A 2482-nucleotide genomic window follows, 5' to 3' on the forward strand; every position below is an offset into this window, starting at 1 on the left:
CACCGCCTCCCACCCCGCCCGGCTTCGAGCCGACGCCGGTCACGGGCAGCCCGATGCTCCCGGTTCCCGCGCAGCGGCCGGCCCCGGCAGCGCCCATTTCACCCGCACCGGTCTCCCCCGTCGCTGTGCCGGCCCCGGTCGCCGCCGCGCCCGTTTCGCCCGCGCCGCTTTCACCCCCGCCCGTTTCGCCCGCACCGGTGCCTCCGGTCGCTGTGCCGGCGCCGGTCGCCGTCGCACCGGTTTCACCCTCGCCGGTCGCGCCCGCACCGGTCAGTGATCCGCTGACCCCGTTCGTGCCGACGCTCACCAACGCGGCCATCAACAGCCAGCGGGCCTCCCGTGGCCTCGGCCGGACCCCGCCACCCCAGACCACGCCGGTTTCGGCCGCGCCGCAGCAGCACAGCGATCCGCTGCCGTCACGCTCCGACTGGCCGCTCAACCCGGCAAGCGAAGACGATGCGCCGACCGCGCCCAAGCGGGTCCCCCCGCCGTGGCAATCCGACGATCTGGTGCTGCCGTCGCTGCGCGTGGTCGAGCCGACCTCGGCCGCGCCGGCCTCCCCCGCAGCGCCGCTGCGCCTGATCGACGACCCGCTGACCGGGCCGTCGCCGCTGTCGTCACCGACGTCGGTGCCCTCGGCAATGCGCTCCTCCTTCGACTCCTCGTTGGAGCCGTCGCCGGAGTCCTCGCTGGAGGGCGGGCGCTCGCCGCGGATACCGAAGCCGCGCCGCACCGAGCGGGTGGCCGCGCCACCCGCCACCGAAGACGACACCGATCTGCTCATCTTCGCCTCGGTCTCGTCCGCCTGGTTCTCCGGCGGCGAGGACGAGGGCGAATCCACGTGGAACTCGGCCATGGACACCGGCTGGCGGGCCGCCGAGGAGGCATCGCTGCGCCCGACCGTCGCCGGCGAATCCCTCGCCGGGCTCCCGCAGCGCGTGCCCGCCGCCAACCTCGTCCCCGGTTCCCCGCTGACCTCGGAGCGCCCGCTGCGCATCGTCCGCGACGCCGACGAGATCGCGGCCCACACCAGCAGCTACTTCCGGGGCTGGCGCAAGGGCACGCAGGAGGCCAGCGGCTACGCGGTCGGCGGGCGGCCAGGCCGCGAGTCGGCAACGGGCTGGGACTTCAGCCGCGACCACGAGCTGCGCGACGAGCGCAGCGACTACCATCACCGCGCGGCCAACTACCGCTGATCTGTGTTGTTACCCATAGTGAGATGGCTTGACGCTGTCGCCCTTTGAGCAGCAGCATTCACCGTGCACCAGTGTGCGGTGAGTGACCGACTGACTGAAGGAGTGGGTGCATTGGCCGGCGTCATCTCTCGAAGGAGCGCGCTCGCGGGTGGGCTCGGGCTCGCCGCCTCCGGACTCCTCGCCGCCTGCGCGCGTGACGTCCGCCCGGCCCTCGCCCCGGCGCCCGCGATCACCGGCGAGATGGTCGTCGGTGCCAACCTCGAACTCACCGGCACCGGCTCCACCCTCGGCAAGCTGCAGGAGCAGGCGCTGCAGGTCGGTGCGCAGGCGCTCAACACGTCAGGATTCGCGTTCGGCGACACGCGGCTGGCCATGCGCCTGGTCGTCAAGGACAACGGCGGCGACCCGGCACGGGCCGCCGAGGCCAGCGAACAGCTCATCACGCACGACCGGGTCAGCGCGATCATCGGCGGCACCACCGTCGAGACGGCGATGAGCATGATCACCGTCGCCGAGCAGCGCAAGGTGCCGCTGCTCTGCCTCAACAGCGGCGACGAGATGACCATCCCACTGCCGCAGCGCAAATTCGTCTACAAGCTTGGTCCAAACGCGACAGACGTGGCCGAGGTGCTGGCGCGGGAGCTGCAGCAGCGCCAGTTCGGCGGGGCCGCGCTGCTCGCCAGCGCGGATGGGCACGGTGAGGCCGGGGCGCGGGCATTGCCGCGGGCGTTCGCGTCGGCCGGGCTCGCATTGGCCGCGAGCGCACGGTTGCCCGCCGGTGGGCGGGCCTACACGGATGCGGTCAAGCAGATCGTGGCCAGCAAGGCCAAAGCCGTTGTGGTGTGGGCGTTGGCGCCTGTCAGCGCGGCTGCGGTGGCGGCACTGCGCGGGGGTGGATACACGGGCAAAATCTTCCTCGACCCGGGGGCGGGAGCGGGCGAAACTCTGCGCGGGCCAAATGGGTCCACAGTGGACGGCGCGTTCATCGTGCACCCGACCGTGCTCGGGGGCGCGCCCATGATGGCGACCACGACATCGGGGCTGGCGGCGCGCGACTTCGTGTACCGCTACATCCAGGAATACGGCGCATTCGGCGGGTTCGCGCCGTACTCGGCGGACGCGCTCAACCTGCTCGCGGTTGCGGCACGGCGGGGCAAAAGCCTTGACCCGCAACGGCTTCGGGGGCGACTGGAGGGGGGTGCGGTCGAAGGCATCGCGGGGGCGTATGCGTTTCAGCCCATCTCGCATGGGGGGATGGAGCCGGATGGGTTGGTGTTGTTCACGGC

General features: G+C 72.3%; 1 protein-coding gene and 1 pseudogene. Both read left to right on the plus strand.

The window, feature by feature from the left end; genetic code table 11:
* Positions 1-1196 (plus strand): annotated as a pseudogene (locus DM816_RS41485) (transposase); the annotation flags it as partial.
* Between the two features lie 78 nt (positions 1197-1274).
* A partial coding sequence (locus tag DM816_RS41490) for an ABC transporter substrate-binding protein (RefSeq protein WP_162908411.1) occupies positions 1275-2482 on the plus strand: 1208 nt, incomplete at its 3' end.

This window comes from Allorhizocola rhizosphaerae (assembly GCF_003426775.1).
Lineage (GTDB): Bacteria > Actinomycetota > Actinomycetes > Mycobacteriales > Micromonosporaceae > Allorhizocola > Allorhizocola rhizosphaerae.